Source organism: Pseudomonas sp. FYR_2, assembly GCF_043106425.1.
Lineage (GTDB): Bacteria > Pseudomonadota > Gammaproteobacteria > Pseudomonadales > Pseudomonadaceae > Aquipseudomonas > Aquipseudomonas monteilii.
The window spans coordinates 1-24045 of the sequence record NZ_JBICMM010000012.1; the positions used below are offsets into that span (position 1 = coordinate 1).

General features: G+C 62.7%; 23 protein-coding genes and 1 riboswitch. Of the genes, 9 read left to right on the top strand and 14 right to left on the bottom strand.

The window, feature by feature from the left end; genetic code table 11:
- Position 1 precedes the first annotated feature (1 nt).
- From ACF8R4_RS01945 to tkt, 10 genes are all read right to left on the bottom strand, one after another.
- A complete protein-coding gene (locus ACF8R4_RS01945) occupies positions 2-739 on the bottom strand; it encodes an ABC transporter substrate-binding protein (protein ID WP_060500994.1) in 738 nt (245 codons plus the stop codon).
- A gap of 104 nt (positions 740-843) precedes the next feature.
- Positions 844-1140 (bottom strand): helix-turn-helix domain-containing protein, encoded by a 297-nt coding sequence (locus ACF8R4_RS01950; protein ID WP_016395304.1) that lies wholly within the window; start codon positions 1138-1140, stop codon positions 844-846.
- Positions 1141-1152: 12 nt separating this feature from the next.
- Positions 1153-1653 carry a M48 family metallopeptidase gene (locus ACF8R4_RS01955; RefSeq protein ID WP_060500996.1) on the bottom strand — a complete coding sequence of 167 codons (501 nt, stop codon included), beginning with the start codon at positions 1651-1653 and terminating at the stop codon, positions 1153-1155.
- A gap of 39 nt (positions 1654-1692) precedes the next feature.
- Positions 1693-3825, bottom strand: a complete 2133-nt coding sequence (locus ACF8R4_RS01960) for a bifunctional diguanylate cyclase/phosphodiesterase (RefSeq protein ID WP_060500998.1) — start codon at positions 3823-3825, stop codon at positions 1693-1695.
- 209 nt (positions 3826-4034) lie between these two features.
- Complete coding sequence (fba, locus tag ACF8R4_RS01965) at positions 4035-5099, bottom strand: class II fructose-bisphosphate aldolase (RefSeq protein WP_012274520.1); 1065 nt, start codon at positions 5097-5099, stop codon at positions 4035-4037.
- Positions 5100-5199: 100 nt separating this feature from the next.
- Positions 5200-5529 (bottom strand): MliC family protein, encoded by a 330-nt coding sequence (locus tag ACF8R4_RS01970; RefSeq protein WP_016712384.1) that lies wholly within the window; start codon positions 5527-5529, stop codon positions 5200-5202.
- 63 nt (positions 5530-5592) lie between these two features.
- Positions 5593-5844, bottom strand: a complete 252-nt coding sequence (locus ACF8R4_RS01975; protein ID WP_060501000.1) for a hypothetical protein — start codon at positions 5842-5844, stop codon at positions 5593-5595.
- Positions 5844-7007 (bottom strand): phosphoglycerate kinase, encoded by a 1164-nt coding sequence (locus ACF8R4_RS01980; protein WP_060501003.1) that lies wholly within the window; start codon positions 7005-7007, stop codon positions 5844-5846. Before ACF8R4_RS01980 ends, ACF8R4_RS01975 begins: the two co-directional genes overlap by 1 nt.
- Before the next feature lie 12 nt (positions 7008-7019).
- On the bottom strand, positions 7020-8081 hold the full coding sequence (gene epd, locus ACF8R4_RS01985) for an erythrose-4-phosphate dehydrogenase (protein WP_012274524.1): 1062 nt from the start codon (positions 8079-8081) through the stop codon (positions 7020-7022).
- 151 nt (positions 8082-8232) lie between these two features.
- Positions 8233-10230 (bottom strand): transketolase, encoded by a 1998-nt coding sequence (gene tkt, locus ACF8R4_RS01990; protein WP_060501005.1) that lies wholly within the window; start codon positions 10228-10230, stop codon positions 8233-8235.
- A 229-nt stretch (positions 10231-10459) separates the two neighbouring features.
- On the opposite strand from tkt, the gene ACF8R4_RS01995 reads away from it, so the two are divergent.
- The 4 genes from ACF8R4_RS01995 (at position 10460) to ACF8R4_RS02010 (ending at position 15032) form a co-directional block, all read left to right on the top strand.
- Complete coding sequence (locus ACF8R4_RS01995) at positions 10460-11452, top strand: metalloregulator ArsR/SmtB family transcription factor (protein ID WP_060501006.1); 993 nt, start codon at positions 10460-10462, stop codon at positions 11450-11452.
- Positions 11453-11470: 18 nt separating this feature from the next.
- Positions 11471-12661, top strand: coding sequence for a methionine adenosyltransferase (gene metK / locus ACF8R4_RS02000; protein WP_060501008.1), 1191 nt, complete (start codon positions 11471-11473; stop codon positions 12659-12661).
- Between the two features lie 145 nt (positions 12662-12806).
- Entirely contained in the window at positions 12807-14507 is a 1701-nt protein-coding gene (ligB, locus tag ACF8R4_RS02005; RefSeq protein WP_060501010.1) for an NAD-dependent DNA ligase LigB, read from the top strand.
- Between the two features lie 132 nt (positions 14508-14639).
- On the top strand, positions 14640-15032 hold the full coding sequence (locus ACF8R4_RS02010) for a DUF1090 domain-containing protein (protein ID WP_016712391.1): 393 nt from the start codon (positions 14640-14642) through the stop codon (positions 15030-15032).
- Between the two features lie 91 nt (positions 15033-15123).
- Here the strand turns inward: ACF8R4_RS02010 and ACF8R4_RS02015 are convergent, their stop codons facing one another.
- The gene (locus tag ACF8R4_RS02015; RefSeq protein WP_060501012.1) at positions 15124-15570 is read right to left on the bottom strand and encodes a cytochrome c; all 447 of its coding nucleotides are present in this window, start codon (positions 15568-15570) and stop codon (positions 15124-15126) included.
- 119 nt (positions 15571-15689) lie between these two features.
- Here ACF8R4_RS02015 and ACF8R4_RS02020 point away from each other — a divergent pair, with 119 nt between their 5' ends.
- Positions 15690-16841, top strand: coding sequence for a murein transglycosylase A (locus tag ACF8R4_RS02020; protein WP_060501014.1), 1152 nt, complete (start codon positions 15690-15692; stop codon positions 16839-16841).
- Positions 16842-16952: 111 nt separating this feature from the next.
- Here ACF8R4_RS02020 and ACF8R4_RS02025 read toward each other — a convergent pair whose 3' ends face one another.
- Together ACF8R4_RS02025 and ACF8R4_RS02030 are read right to left on the bottom strand one after the other, a co-directional pair.
- Complete coding sequence (locus ACF8R4_RS02025; RefSeq protein WP_060501016.1) at positions 16953-17339, bottom strand: MAPEG family protein; 387 nt, start codon at positions 17337-17339, stop codon at positions 16953-16955.
- A 27-nt stretch (positions 17340-17366) separates the two neighbouring features.
- Positions 17367-18200, bottom strand: a complete 834-nt coding sequence (locus tag ACF8R4_RS02030; protein WP_016712395.1) for an EamA family transporter — start codon at positions 18198-18200, stop codon at positions 17367-17369.
- 188 nt (positions 18201-18388) lie between these two features.
- Here ACF8R4_RS02030 and ACF8R4_RS02035 point away from each other — a divergent pair, with 188 nt between their 5' ends.
- Complete coding sequence (locus tag ACF8R4_RS02035) at positions 18389-19627, top strand: sodium:proton antiporter (protein ID WP_060501018.1); 1239 nt, start codon at positions 18389-18391, stop codon at positions 19625-19627.
- Positions 19628-19700: 73 nt separating this feature from the next.
- On the opposite strand, the gene ACF8R4_RS02040 is transcribed toward ACF8R4_RS02035, so the two are convergent.
- The gene (locus ACF8R4_RS02040) at positions 19701-20102 is read right to left on the bottom strand and encodes an acyl-CoA thioesterase (protein ID WP_016712397.1); all 402 of its coding nucleotides are present in this window, start codon (positions 20100-20102) and stop codon (positions 19701-19703) included.
- Between the two features lie 178 nt (positions 20103-20280).
- Positions 20281-20377, top strand: a riboswitch (S-adenosyl-L-homocysteine riboswitch).
- A gap of 20 nt (positions 20378-20397) precedes the next feature.
- Here ACF8R4_RS02040 and ahcY point away from each other — a divergent pair.
- The 3 genes from ahcY (at position 20398) to ACF8R4_RS02055 (ending at position 23986) form a co-directional block, all read left to right on the top strand.
- Positions 20398-21807, top strand: a complete 1410-nt coding sequence (gene ahcY, locus ACF8R4_RS02045; RefSeq protein WP_060501020.1) for an adenosylhomocysteinase — start codon at positions 20398-20400, stop codon at positions 21805-21807.
- Between the two features lie 166 nt (positions 21808-21973).
- Complete coding sequence (gene metF / locus ACF8R4_RS02050; protein ID WP_060501022.1) at positions 21974-22819, top strand: methylenetetrahydrofolate reductase [NAD(P)H]; 846 nt, start codon at positions 21974-21976, stop codon at positions 22817-22819.
- Between the two features lie 93 nt (positions 22820-22912).
- Positions 22913-23986, top strand: coding sequence for a hypothetical protein (locus tag ACF8R4_RS02055; RefSeq protein ID WP_060501024.1), 1074 nt, complete (start codon positions 22913-22915; stop codon positions 23984-23986).
- Positions 23987-24045 lie beyond the last annotated feature (59 nt).

The following is a 24045-nucleotide window of genomic DNA, read 5'->3' on the forward strand; positions in this document are numbered from 1 at the left end:
ATCAGAAGCCATGTTCACGCAGCAGCCGGGCATAACTGCCATCCGCCTTCATCGCCACAACCGCCCGTTCGAACCGCTCGACAATCCGCGCATGCTCCGGATGCTTCAGGCTAACCAGTATATGCAAGGTGTTCTCCCCCAGCGGCGGCTCCACCAGCATCACCCCATCGCGCACCTCCTGCGGTTCACGCTGCAAGTTGTAACGCGCCACATACTCGTCCTCCACCGCCAGGTTCACCCGCCCGGCCGCCAGCATGCGCACCGCCGACGAAAAGTTGCGCACCGCCACCTTGTTCAACCGGGTATCGCCGTCGAACTCAGGTGAGTAGGCGTAATCACGCACCACAGCAATGCTGTAAGGGTACAAGTCCGATTGACGCTGATAGCGGAACTCATCGCCCGTGCGTTGTAGCAAGCGAATGCGGTTAGTCAGGTAGGCGCTGGAGAACTGCCCGATGCGGGCGCGCGAATCGCTCTGCCAGGCATTGATCAGCACGTCGTAACGCCCTTCGCTTATCCCCAGCAACGCCCGGGCCCATGGTGCCTCTTCGACTGCACTGGCATAACCGGCTCGGGTTAGCGCCGTAGTGACGATACTGGTCGCCAAGCCACCACCCGGCATGCTGGCATCAGTGAACGGTGGCCAGTTGTCGGCCACCAGGCGTAGCTTGGCGTGACCCGGTACGGGTGTTGCCAGCATCATTGCCAGTAAACCCAGAACACAAAGCAGTGGCCGCATGCTCACGTCCTTTCGCAATGGGGGGACACACTGGCGATGAGATTACACAAACCTGTTGCCGGGAGCAGCGGCCAATAGTGTCAATTTGCCTCTATTTTGGCCGTTCAGGGATACCCGAGCACTTCCCGGATCTGCCGCAGATGCTGGATGATCCACTGCTTGTCGATGGCGCCCCAGTCATGAATGCGGTAATGCCCGGCGTGGTTGCGTGCGCCCTCTTGCTGTTCGAACTCGCAGACGATGTCCAGGTCGGCCAGGGCGGCGATGGTGTCCTGGGCCGTGCGCCGTGGCATCCCGGTGGCCTCCATCAACGCGGGTACGCTGGTCGCGGTCTGGCTGTCGATCAGCCAGGCCACGTACAAACGGCGGTAGAAGCTGCTCTTGGTCTTGCTCACTTCCATGCTGCGTGGTCCTTAAACGTTGCCCGGCAGCTCCCGATAAGTCAGGTAGACGCGCAGGTCGAATTCCAGTTGGTGGTAGTCCGGCTCCATGTGCTGGCAGAGCTGGTAGAACGCCTTGTTGTGATCGCGCTCGCGCAGGTGCGCCAGTTCGTGCACCACGATCATGCGCAAGAACTGTGGCGCGGCCTCCTTGAACAACGAGGCAATGCGGATTTCCTTTTTCGCCTTGAGCTTGCCGCCCTGCACCCGCGACACCGCCGTATTGAGGCCCAAGGCCCGATGGGTCAGGTCGAGGCGGTTGTCGAACAATACCTTGTCCAGGCCCGGCGCGGTGCGCAGGTACTGCTGGCGCAGGTCCTGGGCATAGCCGTACAGCGCCTTGTCGCTTTGCACGTCATGGCGGTCGGGGTAGCGTCGCTGCAGGTACTCGCCCAGGCGGCCGCTGTCGATCATCTGCCGCACCTGCGCTTGCAGGTGCGGGGGATAGGCTTGCAAGTAACGTAATACGGTCATGGCGCTGCATTCGGCGTAACGAATGCCGATTCTAGCCAATCATGGCCCAGGCCACGAGAAAATTGCCGGAAAGCCGCTGGCGTCCGCTGCGATCATTGGGTAAGCCACCAGGAAGCCCTGCACATATTCACAACCATTGGCCTTGAGCCAGGCCGCCTGAGCCGGGGTCTCCACCCCTTCGGCAATCACCGTGATGCGGTAGTCGGCACACAGGCCAATCACACTGCGGACCAAGGCCGCATCCACCGCCGAGTCGGGCAGGCGTGCCACCAGGTGGCGGTCAAGCTTGAGGGTGTCGATTGGCAGGTCGCGCAGCATGCGCAATGAACAGTCACCCGCCCCAAAGTCATCCAGCGCTACCCGCACCCCCAACTCGCGGAGGCGGTGTATCTGTTTCACGGCCGCATCGATGTTGTACATCAACGAGGTTTCCGCCACTTCCACCTCCAGCTGCGCCGGGTCCAGTTGGTAAAGCTGGATGACCCGCTGCAACTCTTCAACCAGGCTGGGCATGACGAACTGCGCACGGCTCAAACTGATGCCGAGTACCAGGTCTGCGGGGAAGCGTTCATACCAGGCCTGGCGCTGAGCGGCCCCCTGCCGATAAATCCAGCTGGCCAGCCGGTTGATCAGCCGTGCTTCCTCCAGCAACGGAATGAACAGCCCCGGCGGCACATCGCCAACGCTAGGGTGCTGCCAGCGCAACAATGCTTCGAAACCACGCAGACGGCCATCGATGAACGACACCTGCGGCTGATAGACCAAGGTGAAGTCCTGCTGCTCGATGGCGGCGCGCACGCTGTCTTCAAGCATCAGGCGCGAACGTGCCCGGCCGTTGAGTTCCTGGTCATAGAAGCGGTACTGCTGGCGCCCGGCCTGCTTCGCGGCGTACATCGCCGCATCGGCTGCACGCAACAGGCCTTCCACATTGGCGCCGCAGTCCGGGTAGGTGGCGATGCCGATGCTCACCCCAAGGCTCACATCGAGCCCTTCGATCTGGTGACTGATCGAAATACGCTCAAGCAGTTTCTCGGCGTAACGGCCCGCCTGCTCGGGGTAAGGCAGGCTATCAAACAGCGCGGTAAATTCATCACCGCCCATCCGCGCCAGCAACGCCTCGCTACCCAGGCAGTCCTTGAGTTGCTCGCCTACCCAGCGCAGCACGCGATCACCGGTTTCGTGGCCCAGCGAGTCGTTGATGCGCTTGAAGCCATCCAGGTCCATGTACATCAGCGCCTGCGCCTTGTCCGAGCGCTCGTTACGCAGCAGCGCACCTTCGGCGGCCTGGTAGAAACCCCGCCGGTTGAGCAACCCGGTGAGCGGGTCGGTAACCGCCTGGTACTCCAGCTGCTGGTGCAGGTTGCGCACCACCGACATGTCCAGCACCGTCACCACCATGGCCTGCTGGTCGGCCGGCAGCGGTGCACAGGACAGCGCCACCGGCACCAGCTCGCCCCCCAAAGTGCGCAACTGGGCATCGTGTACGCGGAAAATGCGCCGCCCCAGGTAGGCCTGGTAGAAGTCGGACTCACCCCACAGGCTGGCATTGGCCAGTTGCACCAGGTCAAGCAGGTGAGCGCCCTGCAATTGCTGCACCGGTGCCGCCAGCAAGCGCGAAATGGCCGGGTTGGCAAAACTGATGACACCTTGGGCATCTACCACCAGGATGCCCTCGGCAGCATTCTCCAGGATCGATGCGTTGAATGCCCGCGCGGCTTCCAGCTCTCGGCTCAGACGTTGCAGCATGCGCCGGTTGCGCTGCTGTTCGAGCAAGGCCTGAACCTTGGGCTTGAGGATTTGCGGGTCGAACGGCTTGAACATGTAGTCGACGGCGCCGCTGGCGTAGCCTTTGAGTACGGCGGCTTCGGACTGTTCGTTGGCGGTGAGGAAAATAATCGGGGTCAGCCGGGTGCGTTGGCTGCCACGCATTAACCGGGCGACTTCGAAACCGTCCATTTCCGGCATTTGCACATCCAGCAGGACCAGGTCGACATCGTGCTCGAGCAACGCGCTCAAGGCTTCCATCCCTGAGCTTGCCGTCAACACTTGCCAATCCTGCCGGGCCAGCAAGGCCCGCATGCTGATGAGGTTCTCGGGGTAGTCGTCTACCACCAGAAGAACCGAGCTGCCATCCAGTGGCTGCGGTTGAGCTTGAGCTTGAGCGCCATCCATGCTGCTTCTCTGTTATGTGACCGACTTCAAAATACGGTTGGATCCATTAATACTCTAGACCCAAGGCCGTAACGCGCAATGCAATCAGAACGCTATCAGTGGCTCAACTGTACCGTAGCCGACTAACGGTAAGTCTGCCGGGATTATGTGCAGGTTCTGTCGCCCATAAAAAAACCCGCATCGCTGCGGGTTTTCATGCTGCCGGTCGATCAGTTGACCTTGGCGGCCAGCTCACCTTTCAGGTAGCGCTGGTACATGCCTTCCAGGGAGATCGGCTTGATCTTGGAGGCATTGCCGGCGGTGCCGAAGGCTTCGTAACGGGCGATGCACACGTCGCGCATGGCCTTGACGGTTTCACCGAAGAACTTGCGTGGGTCGAACTCGCTCGGGTTGGTCGCCATCAGGCGGCGCATGGCACCGGTAGAGGCCAGACGCAGGTCGGTGTCGATGTTGACCTTGCGTACGCCGTACTTGATGCCTTCGACGATCTCTTCAACCGGTACACCGTAGGTTTCCTTGATGTCGCCGCCGTACTGATTGATGATCGCCAGCCACTCTTGCGGTACCGAGGAAGAACCGTGCATCACCAGGTGGGTGTTGGGGATGCGCTTGTGGATTTCCTTGATACGGTCGATGGCCAGCACGTCACCGGTAGGTGGCTTGGTGAACTTGTAGGCACCGTGGCTGGTACCGATGGCAATCGCCAGGGCGTCGACCTGGGTCTTCTTGACGAAGTCGGCAGCCTCTTCCGGGTCGGTCAGCATCTGGCTGTGGTCCAGCACGCCTTCGGCGCCGATGCCGTCTTCTTCACCGGCCATGCCGGTTTCCAGCGAACCCAGGCAGCCCAGCTCGCCTTCTACCGAAACGCCACAGGCGTGTGCCATAGCAACGGTCTGCTGGGTAACGCGGACGTTGTACTCGTAGTCGGTCGGGGTCTTGCCGTCTTCACCCAGCGAGCCGTCCATCATCACCGAGCTGAAGCCCAGCTGGATCGAGCGCTGGCAGACGTCAGGGCTGGTGCCGTGGTCCTGGTGCATGCACACCGGGATGTGCGGGAATTCTTCGATGGCCGCCAGAATCAGGTGGCGCAGGAACGGGGCGCCAGCGTATTTGCGGGCACCGGCCGAAGCCTGGACGATCACCGGGGAGTCGGTCTTGTCGGCCGCTTCCATGATGGCGCGCATCTGCTCGAGGTTGTTGACGTTGAAAGCTGGTACGCCGTAACCGAACTCGGCGGCGTGGTCCAGCATCTGGCGCATGCTAATGAGTGCCATTGTGTATCTCTCTCCCGACAAGCGTCGTTTGTTTCGTGCAAGCCTGCCGCAGGGGCGGTTGCTGTTCAAGTAGTGTGGGCCACCGTCGCGGCCCGGCCAGTCACGGTGCCTTGCAGCCCCGCCCAATCAGATCGTTGGTTGCCACCCAGTACACCAAGCCTTCTTCGCCCTTGGTGTGGAAGGCCAGCATGCCATCGCTGTACAGCGCACCCGAGGCACCCGGCTCGGACTTGAGCCGGTAGACCTGGTCGCCGCCACCCAGGCGCACGTCGACCTGGTCGCGTTGTGCATCGGCGAAGCGCCACAGCACTTCGGCCTGGGTGTCGCAGACCCAACGGGTCCAGTTGTCTGCCGGGGCGGGTTGCGCCGGCTGCAGCAGTGAGCATCCTGCCAGTGTCGCCAGGGCCGTAGCGGCCAAAAGCGCTTTCATTACATATCCTCTAGATGACCACACAGCGGTCGCTTGGTTGCCTGAGCCGACGAAACGCCGGGCTCAAGGGCAACCCAGCGCCTTGCGCTGGTGGTCTTCGTCGTACTTTTCCAGGCCTTCCGGGCCCACGCGCTTGCTGATGACCGGCACGGTTTCGGCCTGCCATTCGGACTGATAGCAGCCGCCCTTGGGCGAATGCGCCGGATCGGCATCGGAAGCCGGGCTGCCAGAGCAGGCGCTCAGCAGGCCGGCCAGCATCATCACAGGCAATTGCTTGACCATCAGGCCACTCCCTTTGCCAAGCGCCGACGTCATCAGGCCTTGGCCCGCTCTTCCAGGATTGCCACGGCGGGCAGGACCTTGCCCTCGACGAACTCGAGGAAGGCACCACCACCGGTAGAAATGTAGGAGATATCCTTGCTGACGCCATATTTGTCGATGGCTGCCAGGGTGTCACCGCCACCGGCGATGGAGAATGCAGCGCTGTCGGCGATGGCCTTGGCCAGTACCTGGGTGCCGTTGCCGAACTGGTCGAACTCGAACACGCCGACCGGGCCGTTCCACAGGATGGTCTTCGACGACTTCAGCAGCTCGGCGAAGTTGGCCGCGGTTTGCGGGCCGATGTCCAGGATCATGTCATCGGCTGCCACGTCGGCAATGGCCTTGACGGTAGCTTCGGCCGTTTCAGCGAATTCCTTGGCAACCACCACGTCCACCGGCAGTGGCACGCTGACCTTGGCGGCGATGGCCTTGGCGGTGTCGACCAGGTCAGGCTCGTACAGCGACTTGCCCACCGGGTGGCCAGCAGCAGCCAGGAAGGTGTTGGCGATGCCGCCACCGACGATCAGCTGGTCGCACACGGCGCTCAGGCTGTTCAGCACGTCCAGTTTGGTGGACACCTTAGAACCGGCAACGATGGCCGCCATCGGCTTGGCAGGCGCCTTCAGGGCTTTGCCCAGCGCGTCCAGCTCGGCAGCCAGCAGCGGGCCGGCAGCAGCGACCTTGGCGAACTTGGCCACACCATGGGTCGAACCTTCGGCGCGGTGAGCAGTGCCGAATGCGTCCATGACGAACACGTCGCACAGGGCAGCGTACTTCTGCGCCAGTTCGTCAGCGTTCTTTTTCTCGCCTTTGTTGAAGCGCACGTTCTCGAACAGCACCAGGTCACCGGCCTGTACCGCGACACCGTCCAGGTAGTCGCCAACCAGCGGCACGTCGCGGCCCAGGGCCTTGCTCAGGTAGTCGGCAACCGGCTTGAGGCTGTTCTCGGCAGAGAACTCGCCTTCGGTCGGGCGGCCCAGGTGCGAGCAGACCATTACCGCTGCGCCTTTCTCCAGGGCCAGCTTGATGGTCGGCAGCGCTGCCAGGATACGCGCATCGCTGGCTACCACACCGTCCTTCACAGGTACGTTGAGGTCTTCGCGGATCAGTACGCGCTTACCTTGCAGGTCGAGGTCGGTCATCTTCAACACGGTCATGAATGCAGTCCTTCAGGGCTGTTTGTTGCGGGTTGGGTGAACGACGTGCAGAAAGTGTTCGGCAACGTCGAGCATTCGGTTGGCAAAACCCCACTCGTTGTCGAACCAGGCCAGCAGGTTCACCAGGCGGGGGCCGGAAACGCGGGTCTGGCTGGCATCGACGATCGCCGAATGCGGGTCATGATTGAAATCACAGCTGGCGTGCGGCAGCTCGGTGTAGGCCAGCAAGCCTTTGAGCGGCCCTTCCAGTGCCGCCTCGCGCAGTACCCGGTTGACCTCGGCCGCGCTGGTGTCGCGGGCGGTCTGCAGGGTGATGTCCAGGCACGAGACGTTGACGGTGGGCACACGTACCGCTTTGGCCTGGATTCGCCCGGCAAGTTCCGGCAGCAGGCGCTCGATGCCACGCGCCAGACCAGTGGACACCGGGATCACCGACTGGAAGGCCGAACGCGTGCGGCGTAGGTCTTCGTGGTGGTAGGCGTCGATCACCGGCTGGTCGTTCATCGCCGAGTGAATGGTGGTGATCTGCACGTATTCGATGCCGAACGCCTGGTCCAGCACACGCAGCAGCGGCACACCGCAGTTGGTGGTGCACGAGGCGTTGGACACCAGGCGTTCGCTACCCGTCAGGCAGGCCTGGTTGATGCCGTAGACCACCGTGGCGTCAACGTCGGCTTCGCTGGCCATGGGCTGCGAGAACAGTACCCGGGGCGCACCGGCGTCGAGGAAACGCTGGCCATCGGCGCGGGTGTTGTAGGCGCCGGAGCATTCCAGCACCAGGTCGATGCCAAGCGCTGCCCAGTCGATGCCTTCAGGGGTAGCACTGCGCATGACTTTCACGCAATCGCCATTGATATGCAGACAATCGCCATCGACCTTCACCTCACCGGGGAAACGCCCGTGGGTGGAGTCGAAGCGTGTCAGGTATTCCAGGCTGGCCTGGTCGGCCAGGTCGTTCAGCGCGACGATCTCGAAACCGGCCTTTGCCCCCCGCTCGAACAGCGCGCGCAGGACACAGCGGCCGATACGGCCATAACCGTTGAGTGCAACTTTGTAGGGACGCAGGTGGGGCATTCGGGGCTCACGAGACAATATTATTTTCGTCAGCCTGCGGGAATTGCTGTGTGGCATTCGCGGGCAAGCCCGCTCCCACAGGGGTCGCATGTAACCCTGTGGGAGCGGGCTTGCCCGCGAATGCAGGCGACACCGCCCGCAGATCTTTACATCAGTCTTCCAACAGCTCTTCGGCAGTACCCAGGATGTTTTCCAGGGTGAAGCCGAATTCTTCGAAGAGTGCCGAAGCCGGCGCCGACTCACCGTAGGTGGTCATGCCAATGATACGGCCTTCCAGGCCGACGTACTTGTACCAGAAGTCGGCGTGGGCCGCTTCGATGGCGATACGCGCACCCACTTCCAGCGGCAGCACCGACTGCTTGTAGGCAGCGTCCTGGGCATCGAACACGCTGGTGCACGGCATGGAAACCACACGCACCTTGCGGCCTTGCTCGGTCAGCTTGTCGAACGCCTGAACGGCCAGGCCCACTTCGGAACCGGTGGCGATCAGGATCAGCTCCGGCTCGCCAGCGCAGTCCTTGAGCACGTAGCCACCACGGCTGATGTCGGCGATCTGCTGAGCGTCGCGTGCCTGGTGCTGCAGGTTCTGGCGCGAGAAGATCAGCGCCGAAGGGCCGTCCTTGCGCTCCAGGGCGTGTTTCCAGGACACGGCGGATTCCACCGCGTCGGCCGGGCGCCAAGTGTCCAGGTTCGGCGTGCTGCGCAGGCTGGTCAGTTGCTCGATTGGCTGGTGAGTCGGGCCGTCTTCACCCAGGCCGATGGAGTCGTGGGTGTAGACGTGGATCACACGCTGCTTCATCAGTGCCGACATGCGCACGGCGTTGCGGGCGTATTCCATGAACATCAGGAAGGTCGCGCCGTAAGGCACCAGGCCACCGTGCAGGGCAACGCCGTTCATGATGGCGGTCATGCCGAACTCGCGCACGCCGTAGAACACGTAGTTGCCGCTGGCGTCATTGGCTTCGACGCCCTTGCAGCCCTTCCACAGGGTCAGGTTGGAGCCTGCCAGGTCAGCCGAACCACCCAGGAACTCGGGCAGCAGTGGGCCAAAGGCGTTCAGGGCGTTCTGGCTGGCCTTGCGGCTGGCAATGGTTTCGCCCTTGGCGGCCACTTCGTTGATGTAGGCCTGGGCCTTCTCGCTGAAGTCGGCCGGCAGCTCGCCGCTGTCACGGCGCTTGAATTCGGCAGCCAGTTCCGGGAAGGCCTTGGCGTAGGCGTCGAAACGCTGGTTCCAGTCGGCTTCGGCCTTGGCACCGGCGGCCTTGGCGTCCCACTCGGAATAGATGTCGGCCGGGATTTCGAACGGGCCGTGGTTCCAGTTCAGTTCCTTGCGGGCCAGGGCGATTTCGTCGTTGCCCAGCGGGGCACCGTGGCAATCTTCCTTGCCCTGCTTGTTCGGCGAACCGAAACCGATGATGGTCTTGCAGCAGATCAGGGTCGGGCGGTCGCTCTTGCGCGCCGTCTCGATGGCCATCTTGATTTCTTCGGCATCGTGGCCGTCGACGTTGCGAATCACCTGCCAGTTGTACGCTTCGAAGCGCGCCGGGGTGTTGTCGGTGAACCAGCCGTGCACTTCACCGTCGATGGAGATGCCGTTGTCGTCGTAGAAGGCGATCAGCTTGTTCAGGCCCAGGGTGCCGGCCAGCGAGGCGACTTCGTGGGAGATACCTTCCATCATGCAGCCATCGCCCAGGAACACGTAGGTGTTGTGGTCGACGATGGTGTGGCCTTCACGGTTGAACTGGGCAGCCAGTACTTTTTCGGCCAGGGCGAAGCCCACGGCGTTGGCGATACCCTGGCCCAGTGGGCCGGTGGTGGTCTCGACGCCTGGGGTGTAGCCGTATTCCGGGTGGCCCGGGGTGCGGCTGTGCAGCTGGCGGAAGCCTTTGATGTCATCGAGGGTGACGTCGTAGCCGGTCAGGTGCAGCAGCGAGTAGATCAGCATCGAGCCGTGGCCGTTGGACAGCACGAAGCGGTCACGGTCGGCGAAGCTCGGGTTGCTCGGGTTGTGCTTCAGATAGTCGCGCCAAAGCACTTCGGCGATATCCGCCATGCCCATAGGGGCACCTGGGTGGCCGCTGTTGGCCTTTTGCACGGCATCCATGCTGAGGGCACGAATGGCGTTGGCACGTTCACGACGGCTGGGCATCGCTGATCTCCTGGGGGGCTTGAATAGGTGGTGTCACGAAAAAAGGCGGCCATTTTCGCCCACTGGGGGGGCTTGGGGCAATGACGTATGGTCGCAGTCGGGGGATTTTCCTGTGATTGGCCTTCAATTCGGGGCAAAACCGGGATAACCGCCCCGCCCATCACTCAATATCAAAACTTTTTGATATTGGCCTTGCTAGGGCATTGATGCCTGTCTAGACTGCCGCCCCATGAACCTCCGTGCGCAATCGATCACCGAGCAACGCGAAGCATTGGCCGCCCTGTGCAAGGCCAGTGGCGACGCGCTGCGCCTGAACGTATTGCGCGCCCTGGCCAACGACTCGTTCGGTGTGCTGGAACTGGCGCAGATCTTCGACATCGGCCAGTCGGGCATGAGCCACCACCTGAAGGTGCTGGCCCAGGCCGAGCTGGTGGCAACCCGTCGCGAAGGCAACGCCATCTTCTACCGCCGCGCCCTGCCCGACGGGCTGCGCCTGGGTGGCCGGCTGCACGCGGCGTTGCTTGAAGAAGTGGATGACATGGCCCTGCCGCCTGATGTGCAAGCGCGGATCGCCCAGGTGCAACAGCGCCGCGCGGCCACCAGCCAGGACTTCTTCCTGCGTGTGGAAGAGAAATTCCGCGCCCAGCAAGACCTGATCGCCGGCCTGCCGCAATACCGCGAAAGCCTGCTGACACTGCTCGACAAACTCAATTTCGACCCGGCCGCCAGCGCCTTGGAGGTTGGCCCCGGCGACGGCGGCTTCCTGCCAGACCTGGCCCGGCGCTTTGCCCAGGTCACCGCCCTGGACAACAGCCCGACCATGCTTGAGCTGGCGCGCCAGGTGTGCCAGCGCGAAGGGCTTCACAACGTCAACCTGCAGTTGGCCGATGCACTGGGTGCAACGGATGTGGCCGCCGACTGCGTAGTGCTGAACATGGTGCTGCACCATTTCAGCGACCCGGCCCTGGCCTTGCGCCAGCTGGCCAAACGGGTAAAGGCAGGCGGCAGCCTGCTGGTCACCGAACTGTGCAGCCATGACCAGGGGTGGGCGCGCGAAGCCTGCGGCGACCTGTGGCTTGGCTTCGAGCAGGACGACCTGGCCCGCTGGGCCAACGCTGCCGGGCTGGCCCACGGGGACAGCCTGTACGTAGGCTTGCGTAACGGTTTCCAGATCCAGGTCCGCCATTTCCAGCGGACGGCTGGCGACATACACCATCGGTAAATTTCAGGAACCTTCGAGATGAGCGAATACTCCCTTTTCACCTCCGAGTCCGTGTCCGAAGGGCATCCGGACAAGATCGCCGACCAGATTTCGGACGCAGTCCTCGATGCCATCATCGCCCAGGACAAATACGCCCGCGTAGCTTGCGAAACCCTGGTCAAGACCGGTGTTGCCATCATCGCCGGCGAAGTCACCACTTCGGCCTGGGTCGACCTGGAAGACCTGGTGCGTAAAGTCATCATCGACATCGGCTACAACAGCTCCGATGTTGGCTTCGACGGCGCCACCTGCGCCGTGATGAACATCATCGGCAAGCAGTCGGTGGACATCGCCCAAGGCGTGGACCGCTCCAAGCCTGAAGACCAGGGCGCCGGTGACCAAGGCCTGATGTTCGGCTACGCCAGCAACGAAACCGAAGTGCTGATGCCGGCACCGATCTGCTTCTCGCACCGCCTGGTCGAGCGCCAGGCCGAAGCGCGCAAATCCGGCCTGCTGCCATGGCTGCGCCCGGACGCCAAGTCGCAAGTCACCTGCCGCTATGAAGACGGCAAGGTGGTCGGTATCGACGCCGTGGTGCTGTCGACCCAGCACAACCCTGAGGTTTCGCAGAAAGACCTGCAAGAAGCCGTGATGGAACTGATCGTCAAGCACACCCTGCCTGCCGAGCTGCTGCACAAGGGCACCCAGTACCACATCAACCCGACCGGCAACTTCATCATCGGTGGCCCGGTGGGTGACTGCGGCCTGACCGGCCGCAAGATCATCGTCGACTCCTACGGCGGCATGGCCCGCCACGGTGGTGGCGCGTTCTCCGGCAAGGACCCGTCCAAGGTCGACCGCTCCGCTGCCTACGCTGGCCGCTACGTGGCCAAGAACATCGTTGCCGCCGGCCTGGCCGAGCGTTGCGAGATCCAGGTGTCGTACGCCATTGGCGTGGCCCAGCCGACCTCCATCTCGATCAACACCTTCGGTACCGGCAAGGTTTCCGACGACAAGATCATCCAGCTGGTGCGCGAGTGCTTCGACCTGCGTCCGTACGCCATCACCACCATGCTCGACCTGCTGCACCCGATGTACCAGGAAACCGCGGCCTACGGCCATTTCGGTCGCACCCCGCAGCAGAAGACTGTCGGCGACGACACCTTCACCACCTTCACCTGGGAGCGCACCGACCGCGCCCAGTCGCTGCGTGACGCTGCCGGCCTGTAAGTTTCCTACAGAGGCTGGCGAAAGCCCCTGCCGAGTGATCGGCAGGGGCTTTTTTGTGACATATCGGCTGACAATCGCGCTGCGGCAAGCACCAGTGAACCCGCCTAGGCTGGGGGCTCCTACACGCCACGCAAGGATGCTGGCCATGCGTTACCCTCTGTTGCTTACCCTGCTGCTGTTGCTGCAGGCCCCATTGGCCCGGGCCGAGCAGTGCCCCGACTGGTCTGCACAACACGTCGACGCCGAAGTAGCGCAACTGCGGGCCACACTTGCCCGCTGGGACGATCACTACCACCGACAAGGCGTTGCGCTGGTGGCCGACGCGCTTTACGACCAGAGCCGCCAACGCCTGGAGCATTTGCAGCAATGCTTTGGCCTGGCTACCGCTTCATCCCCCCTGGCCAGCGCGCGAGGCCCAATCCCCCACGCGGTACCGCACACCGGCATCGACAAGCTGGCCGACCGCCAGGCCGTCGCACGTTGGCTGGTCGGCAAAACCGGTGTATGGGTGCAGCCCAAGATCGACGGTGTTGCCGTCTCGCTCACCTATCGGCAAGGCCAGCTGGTGCAGTTGGTCAGTCGCGGAGACGGCGTGCAGGGGCACGACTGGAGCCGGCACATTCCCCAGCTGGGCACCCTCACCCGGCAGTTGCCTCAGGCAATCGACCTGCAATTGCAGGGTGAGCTGTATCTGCGCCTGGACCAGCATGTGCAAGCCCGGGCAGGCAGCGCCAACGCCCGGGGCACCGTGGCCGGGCTGCTCGCACGCAAACAGCTGACAACTGAACAAGGCGCCGGCATCGGCCTGTTCGTCTGGGACTGGCCGCACGGCCCCAGCCAGCAGGCTGAGCGCCTCAAGCAACTGGCGCAACTGGGCTTTCCGGAAAGCCTGCGCTACAGCATTGCCATTCGCACCACGGACGAGGCAGCCCATTGGCGCGACCACTGGTACCGCTCTGCCCTGCCCTTCGCCACCGATGGTGTGGTGCTGCGCCAGGGCAGTCGGCCGCCCGCAGCGCGCTGGCAGGCCAAGGCGCCTTACTGGATTGCGGCCTGGAAATACCCCTACGCGCAGGCCTTGGCCGAAGTGCGTGACGTACGCTTCCGGGTCGGTCGCACCGGCAAGGTCACGCCAGTTTTGCAATTGCTACCGGTTACCCTGGACGACCGGCGCATTACCCAGGTGAGCCTGGGCTCGCTGGCGCGCTGGCACAGCCTCGACATCCGCCCCGGTGACCAAGTGGCCATCAGCCTGGCCGGGTTGACCATTCCGCGTCTGGAGCAGGTGGTGCATCGCGCAGTCGAACGCCAGGCGGTCAGCGCACCGGCGCCCGACCGTTACCACGCCCACAGTTGCTGGCAGGCCAGCGAGGGCTGCGAGGAGCAATTCATTGCCCGCCTGACGTGGCTCAGCGGCAAACACGGGCTGGCCCTGCCACGCACGGGGCCTGGCACCTGGCGCCGGCTGGTGGACGCCGGGCTAGTGACATCGATGGCCGACTGGTTGTACCTGGATGCCGAGCGCCTGGGCCAGGTGGCAGGCATCAGTGATGCGACATCTGCGCAGTTGGCGAGCAGCTTCGATGCGGCCCGCTCAAGGCCTTTTGCCCAATGGTTGCGCGGGCTGGGTACACCCCTACCGTCGAGCCTGCAGCTGGCAGACGACTGGCCGGGGCTGGAAAAGCGCAGCAGCCGTGAATGGCAAGCCTTGGCCGGGATTGGCGAAAAGCGTGGGCAGCAACTGGCGGCGTTTATTGCTGCCGATGAGGTCAAAGCCCTTGCCGCAGAGCTGGCCCTGGCAGGGATCAACGGGTTCCAGAACGGCAGCGAACCCATCGAGCAATGATTTTTTACCAATTTACTTGCAGGGAAACCCTGAGATCGCACCAGAAAAGACCGACAAGGGTTTCTAAATGGGCAAAACCAAGGCAGGATTTCCACCAACTTTTGCTGCCCCGCCCCGTCCAGGAGGCTTTTCATGAAACGTATTTCGACCCTTTTGCTGCTTGCGACACTTGGCCTGGCCGCAGGCACCGCACAGGCTGCCCAGCCGGATGCCGGCCTGACCGGCTGCGCCGCCAAGCGCAGTGCCATCGAAAACCAGCTGAAAATTGCCCGTGACCATGGCAACAGCGACCAGGTTGCCGGACTGGAAGAAGCCCTGCGCGGGGTGGACAACTGCACCGACGCCAGTCTGCGCAAGGAACGTGAGCAGAAGGTGCTCGACGCCCGCCATGAAGTGGCGCAGCGGGAAAAAGACTTGAAGAAGGCCGAGAAAAAAGGCGACGCCGAGAAGATCAACAAGCGTAAAGACAAGCTGGCCGAGTCGCGTAAAGAATTGCAGGAAGCCGTGGACGACCTGGATCGCTGATAAGACGAACATAGCTTGATCAAGCACCGCTCCCACAGGGTTCCTGCCAGATCAGACGGTTATGCGCTGGTATGTAAAAGCGATGCAGTGTTCAGTGATTGCGGAATTCGGTATGACAGGCCTTGCACGCCGCTTCGACCTTGTCCATCGGCGCCTTCAACTGCGCGGCATCCAGCGGTTGGCTGCGGGTGACGCCGACCAGTTCGCCGGTAACGCCCTCCAGCTGCCGGGCCAGGTCATGAAAACGCGCCTGGCGCTCCCATACTTCGGCGCGGGCGGCGCTGTCGCCGCCATCGCGTACCTGTGGAAAATGCTGCCAGGGCTGATGTGCAAGGCTGTCCAGCTTCAGCGCACCGTCAGCAAACTTGATCCCGTCGAACGGCAACCGGCCACGCAGCATGCCACCCAGGTCCTCGCTGGTCTTGAGCATGTCCTTGAAAATCACTTTGCGCTTGCCCAGTGGCGAGTTCGGGTCAACCCCGTCACACCCCCCCAGGGCCAGTGCTGCCAGCAGAACAATGGTCAATCGCTTCAACATCACGGTCACTTCGGCCTACGCAAATGGGTGGCCAGTATCGCTGCCAACAGGCCAAAGACCAATAGCCACATAAAATACAGGGGCGAATATTCATGTTCGCCCATGACAGGAATGCACTCATGAACTCTGCCCTGCGCCACCTGGCCTGGACACTCCCTGTACTGGCGTTGTTGGCCGGCTGCAATGGCGGCGAGAACGCCAAGCCCGAGCCCCACGCCATCGCCACCTATGCCCCGGCCACCTGGAAAGACCTGCCGGCGGTCAGCGATGAAGACCTGCTGGCCGGTTTCTACGCCTGGCGCAGTGGCTGCGAGAAGCTCAAGCGCGACCCGGTTTGGGCCGCCACCTGCGAAGCAGCCGGAAGCGCCACGGCAAGCGCCGCGCAAGTGCGCACCTTTCTGGAGCAGAACCTGGAGGTGTACGGCCTGCGCTCTGCCGAGAACAACCCCAACGGCCTGATCACCGGCTACTACGAGCCGGTCTACCCCGGTAGCCTGAAGCAGTCGTCGACCAACCATGTGGCGGTTTATGGCATTCCTGAAGACATGATCGTGGTCGACCTGGCCAGCGTGTACCCCGAGCTGAAGGGCAAACGCCTGCGCGGTCGCCTCGATGGCCGGGTGCTCAAGCCTTACGACACTGCCGAGGTGATCAACCGTGACGGCGTCAAGGCGCCGGTGCTGGCCTGGCTGACCGACCCGATGGACCTGCAATTCCTGCAGATCCAGGGCTCTGGCCGCGTCCAGCTGGAGGACGGCCGGCAACTGCGCCTGGGCTACGCCGACCAGAACGGCCACCCCTACCGGCCAATCGGCCGCTGGCTGGTGGAACAGGGCCAGCTGAAAAAAGAAGAGGTGAGCATGGGCGCCATTCATGCCTGGGCCCAGGCCAACCCGCAGCGCGTGCCGGAACTGCTGGCCAGCAACCCCAGCTACGTGTTCTTCAGCACCCGCCCGGACAGCAACGAAGGCCCGCGCGGGTCGCTAAACGTGCCACTGACTGCCGGCTACAGCGTGGCCATCGACCGCAAGGTGATACCGCTGGGCAGCTTGTTGTGGCTGTCCACGACTCGCCCGGATGGCTCGCCAGTGGTGCGCCCGGTGGGAGCGCAAGACACTGGCGGGGCGATTGCTGGTGAAGTGCGTGCGGACCTGTTCTGGGGTACCGGGCCGCAAGCCGGTGAGCTGGCCGGGAACATGAAGCAGCAAGGGCAGATCTGGATGCTGTGGCCTAAGGGGCAACCACTGCCAGAAGTCCCTAAGGTGCCTTGATCGGCGCTGGGTTCTTCGCGGGCTCGCCCGCTCCCACAGGTACACCAAAGTATTCAAGGGCTGTGTTGTACATGTGGGAGCGGGCAAGCCCGCGAAGAAGGCAACCCGGTCTCAGATGGAAACCACAAAGAACGCCACAATCAGCGCCAACCCGGCAAACCACACCAGCGACCTTAAGGCAGCCCAATCCGCCAGATAGCAGATGATGTAAAGCAGGCGGCTGGTGATATACATCACCCCCAGCACATCCTGCGTCACCTGCTCGGCATTGCCGACGATATCCGCCACCAGGACCGCTGCGGCAAACGCCGGAAACGCCTCGTAGCCATTCTGCTGCGCAGCATGGGCACGCCGTGGCAAGCCCGACAAGGTATCGAGGAAGGCGCGCGGGTCATGGTTGTCCTTGAGACCAAAGCGGCCACTGCTCACCTTGGCGATCAAGGCACACAGCGGATTCAACAGCAGCGCGATCAAAATGCACCAGAGGGCAACGGTCATGCTCAGGACTCCTTGTTCGAAAATGGGTTAGAGCTTCATCACCAGCATGCCTGCCAGGACCAGCCCGCAAGCTAGGAGTCTTGGCCCACCAAAAGGTTCTTTGAGGTAGCGCATGCCCAGCAGCACCACCAGGATCACGCTTAACTCCCGCAACGCAGCTGCCTCGGCCACCGACCCCAGATGCATGGCCCAGAGCACCAGGGCGTAGCTGAACAATACACAAAAGCCCACCGCCAGCCCCAGGCGCCATTGTGTTCGCCAGAACAGCATGAACGGTGCGCGCCGAGCCACGCTGGCCAGCAGCGGAAATTGCCAGGCGCTGAGCAGGGTCAACCACACCAGGTAGTCCCAAGGCTTGCCCCATAAGCGCACGGCCTGGCCATCGAACCAGGTATAGCAGCCGATGCACAGGCCAATCAGGGCAACCACCGGCAGCATCGACCAAGGCAGCCGGTCGCCGCCACCGCCCTGCCACAACAGGCAGGCCATGCCACACGGGATCAACAGGATGCCGATGATTTGCTGCTGGCTCAGCGATTCCCCGGCGAAGGCCAGGGTCAGCCCCAGCACCACCAATGGTGACAACCCGCGCATCAGAGGATAGACCAGCCCCAGGTCGCCCACGCGATACGCCTGGATCAGCAAGTAGCGGTACAACTGCTCGGCGAGTGCCGAAGCGATCAACCAAGGCCAGATTTCAGCAGGCGGCACATCGACGAACGCCACGGCCAGCACCGCGAAAGCGAGTGCAACCGTGTCCATGCTGGCGATTACCAGCAGGCGCTCGCCGCTGAATTTGATCAGGGTGTTCCAGGTCGCATGCAGCAGGGCGGCGACCAGCACCAGGGATGTTGCCAACACGCCTTCTTATCCTTGCAGGGTTGTAAGGCGTCGAATATAGGGCATTCCGGGGGCCGCTGCGCCCCCGGCATGGGAACGATTTCAGGGAATCCGGTCAAACCCTGTGTCCCGAACCCCGCGCCAGGTCATCAAAGAACTGCCCGAGCTATTCGGGTAACGACTTGGAAGCCACTGTTACAGGATTCGGGATGCTTGAATTAGTTGCCGCGTTTATCTGCCTCACCACCCTTCTTACCTACGTCAATTACCGCTTCATCGGCCTGCCCCCCGCCATCGGCGTGATGGTCACGGCATTGCTGTTCTCCCTGATGCTGCAGGGCCTGAGCCTGATCGGCTTCCCTGGCCTGGAAGAACGCGTCGAAGGCTTGATGAACCAGATCGATTTCAACGACCTGCTGATGCACTGGATGCTGGCCTTCCTGCTGTTTGCCGGCGCACTGCACGTCAACCTCAGCGACCTGCGCAGTTACCGTTGGCCCATTGGCCTGCTGGCGACATTGGGCGTGCTGATCGCCACCGTGGTTATCGGCTACTTGTCGCACTGGGTATTCGCCCTGTTCGGCTGGCAGGTGCCGTTGATTTACTGCCTGCTGTTCGGTGCGCTGATTTCGCCCACCGACCCGATTGCCGTGCTGGGCGCGCTGCGCACCGCCAACGCCTCCAAACCGCTGAAAACCACTATCGTTGGCGAGTCGCTGTTCAACGATGGCACGGCGGTAGTGGTGTTCACCGTGCTGCTGGGCATCATCCAGCTGGGTGAAACACCGAGCATGACCGACACCGCCATCCTGTTCGCCCGGGAGGCCATCGGCGGCGTGGTGTTTGGCGGCCTGATCGGCTACGCCACCTACCGCATGATCAAAAGTGTCGAGCAGTACCAGGTCGAGGTCATGCTGACCCTGGCACTGGTCATTGGTGGCTCGGCCATGTGCTACGAGCTGCACGTCTCGGCGCCGATCGCCATGGTGGTGGCCGGCCTGATCATCGGTAACCTGGGCCGCAACCTGGCGATGAATGACATGACCCGTCGCTACATGGACGGTTTCTGGGAGTTGATCGATGACATGCTCAACGCCTTGTTGTTCGCGTTGATCGGCCTGGAGTTGTTGCTGCTGCCGTTCAACTGGATGCACCTGGCGGCCGGCGGCGTGCTGGCGCTGGCGGTGCTGCTGTCGCGGTTGCTGACCGTGGCCCCGGCCATTGTGCTGCTGCGGCGCTGGCGCCCGGTGCCGAAAGGCACGGTGCGGGTGCTGACCTGGGGTGGCTTGCGGGGTGGGGTGTCGGTGGCCCTGGCGCTGTCATTGCCGCTGGGCGAGGAGCGTGACCTGCTGCTGTCGATCACCTACATCGTGGTGCTGTCGTCGATTCTGGTGCAGGGGTTGAGCATCGGGCGGGTGGTGCGCAAGGTCAGCGCCCAGCCTCAGTAGCTACAAGCTACAAGCGAACCGCGTGCGGTCTGCTTTTTCTTGTAGCTTGCAGCTTAAGGCTTGCGGCGTCTATTTACTCCACCGCAGAATCCGGGAACTGGTCCTGGATGTACTTGATCTCGGTGCGCCCATGCGGCGCCGGCAGGCCGTCTTCACCCAGGTTGACGAAGACCATCTTGTCGACCGTGAGGATGGCCTTGCGGCTGATCTTGTTGCGCACTTCGCACTTGAGGGTGATCGAGGTGCGACCAAACTCGGTGGCGGTGATGCCCAGCTCGATGATGTCGCCCTGGCGCGAAGCGCTGACGAAGTTGATTTCCGAAATGTACTTGGTCACCACGCGCTGGTTGCCCAGCTGGACGATGGCGTAGATCGCCGCCTCTTCATCGATCCAGCGCAACAGGCTGCCACCGAACAGGGTGCCATTGGGGTTGAGGTCTTCGGGTTTAACCCACTTGCGGGTGTGAAAGTTCATCTGTACTCCTGACCTGCTTGGCTAACGTAGAGCAATGATGGCAGAGCGGCCGCCATCGCTCCATTGAACATCGACTATCGTCGCGATTAATCGACAGAAAACCTTGGGCAAGCGGGCGGGGGCGGCTATAATCTGCGCCGCTTCACATGGTTGCCCACAGCGGTGCCATGCCCGCCACCTGTCCGAGGGGCGCTGCAGCAGGCTAGGCCTGTCAGGCTCGGATGGGGCGTTGCTCGCGCTTGCGGGCGCTTAACGCACAACGGCGCCCATTCGCACACTACGAATGGAGGCTCTCATGAGCGCTGCAAACATGCCTGCTGGTTTTACCGATTACAAAGTCGCCGACATCTCCCTGGCCGCCTGGGGCCGTCGCGAAACCATCATTGCCGAATCGGAAATGCCTGCGCTGATGGGCCTGCGTCGCAAGTACCTGGCCGAGCAGCCGCTCAAGGGTGCGAAGATCCTGGGCTGCATCCACATGACCATCCAGACCGCCGTGCTGATCGAAACCCTGGTAGCCCTGGGTGCCGAAGTGCGCTGGTCGTCCTGCAACATCTTCTCCACTCAAGACCAGGCCGCCGCATCCATCGCCGCCGCCGGTATTCCGGTATTCGCCTGGAAAGGTGAAACCGAAGAAGAGTACGAGTGGTGCCTGGAGCAGACCATCCTGAAAGATGGCCAGCCTTGGGACGCCAACATGGTCCTCGACGACGGCGGCGACCTGACCGAGCTGCTGCACAAGAAGTACCCGCAGGTACTGGACCGCGTGCACGGTGTGACCGAAGAGACCACCACCGGCGTACACCGCCTGCTGGACATGCTGGCCAAGGGCGAGCTGAAAGTGCCGGCCATCAACGTCAACGACTCGGTCACCAAGAGCAAGAACGACAACAAGTACGGCTGCCGTCACAGCCTGAGCGACGCCATCAAGCGCGGCACCGACCACCTGCTGTCGGGCAAGCAAGCCCTGGTGATCGGCTACGGTGACGTGGGCAAGGGCTCGGCCCAATCCCTGCGTCAGGAAGGCATGATCGTCAAGGTCACCGAAGTTGACCCGATCTGCGCCATGCAGGCCTGCATGGACGGCTTCGAGCTGGTCTCGCCGTTCATCGACGGTATCAACAATGGCACCGAAGCCAGCATCGACAAGGCCCTGCTGGGCAAGATCGACCTGATCGTGACCACCACCGGTAACGTCAACGTCTGCGACGCCAACATGCTCAAGGCCCTGAAGAAGCGTGCGGTGGTCTGCAACATCGGCCACTTCGACAACGAGATCGACACTGCCTTCATGCGCAAGAACTGGGCCTGGGAAGAGGTCAAGCCGCAGGTGCACAAGATTCACCGTACCGGCGCTGGCAGCTTCGACCCACAGAACGACGACTACCTGATCCTGCTGGCCGAAGGCCGCCTGGTCAACCTGGGTAACGCCACCGGCCACCCAAGCCGCATCATGGACGGTTCGTTCGCCAACCAGGTTCTGGCCCAGATCTTCCTGTTCGAGCAGAAGTTCGCCGACCTGTCGGCCGAGAAGAAAGCCGAGCGCCTGACCGTTGAAGTGCTGCCGAAGAAACTCGACGAAGAAGTGGCCCTGGAAATGGTCCGCGGCTTCGGCGGCGTGGTTACCCAGCTGACCAAGCAACAAGCCGACTACATCGGTGTGACCGTCGAAGGCCCGTTCAAGCCGCACGCCTACCGCTACTAAGCGGCAAGCTTGAAGCTTCAAGCGGCAAGCAAAAGCAGCGCGTGCCGTTGCCGCTTGCAGCTCTCGCTTCAAGGATCTTGAATGATGCCCAAGCCAGATCGGCCAACACCGATCTGGCTTTTACTTGCAGCTTGCCGCTAGAAGCTCGCTGCTTGAGGAACGAGTGATGTCACAAGAACGCCGCTACAGTTTCGAGTTCTTCCCAACCAAGACCGACGCCGGTCACGAAAAGCTGATGGGCGTTGCCCGCCAGCTGGCCACCTACAACCCGGACTTCTTCTCCTGCACCTACGGTGCCGGCGGCTCCACCCGCGACCGCACGCTGAACACCGTGCTGCAGCTGGAAAGCGAAGTGAAGGTACCTGCCGCGCCGCACCTGTCGTGCGTGGGCGACTCCAAGGATGACCTGCGCGCCCTGCTGGCCGAGTACAAGGCCGCCGGCATCAAACGCATCGTCGCCCTGCGTGGCGACCTGCCGTCGGGCATGGGCATGGCCAGTGGCGAACTGCGCTACGCCAGCGACCTGGTCGAGTTCATCCGCCAGGAAACCGCCGATCACTTCCACCTGGAAGTGGCCGCCTACCCTGAGATGCACCCACAGGCGCGCAACTTCGAGGCCGACCTGGCCAACTTCGTGCACAAGGTCAAGGCCGGTGCCGACAGCGCCATTACCCAGTACTTCTTCAACGCCGACAGCTACTTCTACTTCGTCGAGCGTGCACAGAAGCTGGGCGTGGACATCCCGGTGGTGCCTGGCATCATGCCAATCACCAACTACAGCAAGCTGGCCCGCTTCTCCGACGCCTGTGGCGCCGAGATCCCGCGCTGGATCCGCAAGCAGCTGGAAGCCTATGCCGACGACACCGCCAGCATCCAGGCCTTCGGCGAAGAAGTGATCACCCGCATGTGCGAACAGCTGCTGCAAGGCGGCGCACCGGGCCTGCACTTCTACACCTTGAACCAGGCCGAACCGAGCCTGGCGATCTGGAACAACCTCAAGCTGCCGCGCTGAAATCTTTTGGCAAAGTCTGCTTAAGAAATGATTAAGGCTTTGGTCATAGACTAAAGCCTTATTCATTTTCGGGTTACACAGGTCTTGCCTGCCATGCAGCATCCCCAGCCACCGCGTCCACAGCTTGTCTACCTGGCTTTTGGCCCGGCAACCTATCACCAGGAAGCCTGCTTCAGCATCGTCAGCGCCCTTGCCCACCTGGGTACGGCACGTGAAGCCATGGACATCCAGGTGTACACCGACAACCCGCAGCCCTATGCCGAACTGCCTGTCAGCATCCAACTGCTGGACGAAGCCACGCGCCAGGCATGGAACGCCCCCCACGGTTATCACTTTCGCAGCAAGCACGTGCTGTTGCGCCAGGTGCTGCAGCAACACCCGCTGGCGGTGCTGATCGACACCGACACCTTTTTCCGGGCCTCGCCACTGCAGCTGTTCGCCCGCGTGGCACCGGGCAAGCTGCTGTGCAATGCCATCGGCCCGCGCTACGGCGCGAACCAGAAGTGCCTGCTGTACAAGAACCTGCTGACCATTTTGCAAGGCCGGGGCCTGGCCGACTGCCAGATGCCACTGATCAACTCCGGCGTGATCGGCCTTACGGCCGAGGACGCCAGCACACTCGACAGTTCCATCGCCATGATGGACGAGTTCTACCCGCTGGCGCGCGAGGCCTACACGCTAGAAGAGTTCTGCCTGGCGGTGGCGGCATACCGTAGGATGGCGGTGGCCGAGTGCACCGATGTCATCCACCACTACTGGAGCCGCAAGGCGCAATTCCGTGCCAAGATCCAGGCCTGGCTGCGCAAGCACGGCCACGACCCGCTGAGCCAGGCGGCGCTGGCTGACGTCAAGCTGGTCAACGACCAGCTACCCCGGCCACCCGCGCTGCACCGCCTGGGCTACAAGGCGTTGAGCATGACCCTGCCCAGGCACGAGCGCCAGTTCGCCCGCGAGTTGCTCTATGGCTGCTACCCCTACCCCAATGAGTTCGACCGTGCTTGCGCGCCGGCCTGGTGGGACAAGGCCCTGGAAAACCTCAACGCCCGCTACGGCCGGCTGCAGCCCGAGCAACTGCGCCAGTGCTTGCGCCACCCAGGGCTGCGGCTGTCGCTGGGTGAGCGGCGCAAGGAAATCGAGACACATTTGCTGAGGTCCTCCCACATTTGAGTGGGCCGGCACAGGAGAACGCCAGCCCCCTCTGGCCTAGAACAGGCCGAGCGCGTAAT

What these genes read in the sequence shown, in the direction of transcription:
- ACF8R4_RS01945 (WP_060500994.1), bottom strand. Translation starts at nt 739, where the DNA reads ATGCGGCCACTGCTTTGTGTTCTGGGTTTACTGGCAATGATGCTGGCA.
- ACF8R4_RS01950 (WP_016395304.1), bottom strand. Translation starts at nt 1,140, where the DNA reads ATGGAAGTGAGCAAGACCAAGAGCAGCTTCTACCGCCGTTTGTACGTG.
- ACF8R4_RS01955 (WP_060500996.1), bottom strand. Translation starts at nt 1,653, where the DNA reads ATGACCGTATTACGTTACTTGCAAGCCTATCCCCCGCACCTGCAAGCG.
- ACF8R4_RS01960 (WP_060500998.1), bottom strand. Translation starts at nt 3,825, where the DNA reads ATGGATGGCGCTCAAGCTCAAGCTCAACCGCAGCCACTGGATGGCAGC.
- fba (WP_012274520.1), bottom strand. Translation starts at nt 5,099, where the DNA reads ATGGCACTCATTAGCATGCGCCAGATGCTGGACCACGCCGCCGAGTTC.
- ACF8R4_RS01970 (WP_016712384.1), bottom strand. Translation starts at nt 5,529, where the DNA reads ATGAAAGCGCTTTTGGCCGCTACGGCCCTGGCGACACTGGCAGGATGC.
- ACF8R4_RS01975 (WP_060501000.1), bottom strand. Translation starts at nt 5,844, where the DNA reads ATGACGTCGGCGCTTGGCAAAGGGAGTGGCCTGATGGTCAAGCAATTG.
- ACF8R4_RS01980 (WP_060501003.1), bottom strand. Translation starts at nt 7,007, where the DNA reads ATGACCGTGTTGAAGATGACCGACCTCGACCTGCAAGGTAAGCGCGTA.
- epd (WP_012274524.1), bottom strand. Translation starts at nt 8,081, where the DNA reads ATGCCCCACCTGCGTCCCTACAAAGTTGCACTCAACGGTTATGGCCGT.
- tkt (WP_060501005.1), bottom strand. Translation starts at nt 10,230, where the DNA reads ATGCCCAGCCGTCGTGAACGTGCCAACGCCATTCGTGCCCTCAGCATG.
- ACF8R4_RS01995 (WP_060501006.1), top strand. Translation starts at nt 10,460, where the DNA reads ATGAACCTCCGTGCGCAATCGATCACCGAGCAACGCGAAGCATTGGCC.
- metK (WP_060501008.1), top strand. Translation starts at nt 11,471, where the DNA reads ATGAGCGAATACTCCCTTTTCACCTCCGAGTCCGTGTCCGAAGGGCAT.
- ligB (WP_060501010.1), top strand. Translation starts at nt 12,807, where the DNA reads ATGCGTTACCCTCTGTTGCTTACCCTGCTGCTGTTGCTGCAGGCCCCA.
- ACF8R4_RS02010 (WP_016712391.1), top strand. Translation starts at nt 14,640, where the DNA reads ATGAAACGTATTTCGACCCTTTTGCTGCTTGCGACACTTGGCCTGGCC.
- ACF8R4_RS02015 (WP_060501012.1), bottom strand. Translation starts at nt 15,570, where the DNA reads ATGTTGAAGCGATTGACCATTGTTCTGCTGGCAGCACTGGCCCTGGGG.
- ACF8R4_RS02020 (WP_060501014.1), top strand. Translation starts at nt 15,690, where the DNA reads ATGAACTCTGCCCTGCGCCACCTGGCCTGGACACTCCCTGTACTGGCG.
- ACF8R4_RS02025 (WP_060501016.1), bottom strand. Translation starts at nt 17,339, where the DNA reads ATGACCGTTGCCCTCTGGTGCATTTTGATCGCGCTGCTGTTGAATCCG.
- ACF8R4_RS02035 (WP_060501018.1), top strand. Translation starts at nt 18,389, where the DNA reads ATGCTTGAATTAGTTGCCGCGTTTATCTGCCTCACCACCCTTCTTACC.
- ACF8R4_RS02040 (WP_016712397.1), bottom strand. Translation starts at nt 20,102, where the DNA reads ATGAACTTTCACACCCGCAAGTGGGTTAAACCCGAAGACCTCAACCCC.
- ahcY (WP_060501020.1), top strand. Translation starts at nt 20,398, where the DNA reads ATGAGCGCTGCAAACATGCCTGCTGGTTTTACCGATTACAAAGTCGCC.
- metF (WP_060501022.1), top strand. Translation starts at nt 21,974, where the DNA reads ATGTCACAAGAACGCCGCTACAGTTTCGAGTTCTTCCCAACCAAGACC.
- ACF8R4_RS02055 (WP_060501024.1), top strand. Translation starts at nt 22,913, where the DNA reads ATGCAGCATCCCCAGCCACCGCGTCCACAGCTTGTCTACCTGGCTTTT.